At 71.2% G+C, this 800-nt stretch carries 1 protein-coding gene; it reads left to right on the top strand.

What is annotated here, in order from left to right:
- Positions 1 to 800: SidA/IucD/PvdA family monooxygenase (locus tag E2E34_RS34790; protein ID WP_167518455.1), on the top strand; the 800-nt coding region annotated here is incomplete at both ends.

The raw sequence follows: 800 nt of genomic DNA, 5'->3' as shown, positions 1-800 counted from the left end.
AGCCCCCGCCGTCCCCGTCATCCACTCGTCCGCCTACCTCGACCACCGCCATCGGCTCCTCGCCGCCGAACACATCACCGTCATCGGATCCGGACAGTCCGGCGCCGAGGTCTTCCTCGACCTGCTGCGCGCCCGCCCCGCCGGCCGCGAGAAGATCACCTGGCTCGCCAGGACCGAGGCCTTCGCCCCCATGGAGTACTCCAAACTCGGCCTGGAGCACTTCACCCCCGACTACAGCCGGTACTTCCACGCCCTGCCCGAGTCCGTACGCGACGACCTCGGCCCCCGCCAGTGGCAGCTCCACAAGGGCATCGACGCCGACACCATCGCCGCCATCCACGACGAGCTCTACCAGCGCACCCTGCACGGCGGCTGGCCCGACGCCGTACTCACCCCGGGAGTGTCCGTACGCACCGCTGGCCGCGTCGGCACCACCAAGGTGGAACTCCACCTCGAACACCTCCAGCAGGGCACCCGCTCCCGCCTCACCACCGACGCCGTCGTCCTCGCCACCGGATACCGCGAACGCCCCCTGGGGCCGCTCCTCGCCGGACTCGACGCCTACATCCGCCGCGACGCCGCCGAACGGCCCCGCATCGACGACCGGTTCCGCATCGTCCTCGACCCCTCCGTCACCGGATCGGTGTACGTACAGAACGCCGAACGGCACACCCACGGCGTCGGCGCACCCGACCTCGGCCTCGCCGCCTGGCGCAGCGCGACGATCCTCAACTCCCTCACCGGCAAGGACCCCTACCCCCTCCCCGGCCGCACCGCGTTCACCAGCTTCGGCCTCGAAC

This window comes from Streptomyces albidochromogenes (assembly GCF_005981925.1).
Taxonomy (GTDB): Bacteria; Actinomycetota; Actinomycetes; order Streptomycetales; family Streptomycetaceae; genus Streptomyces; species Streptomyces albidochromogenes.
Note: the sequence above shows the minus strand (reverse complement) of the source record. Positions and strands in the feature narration are given on the sequence as shown.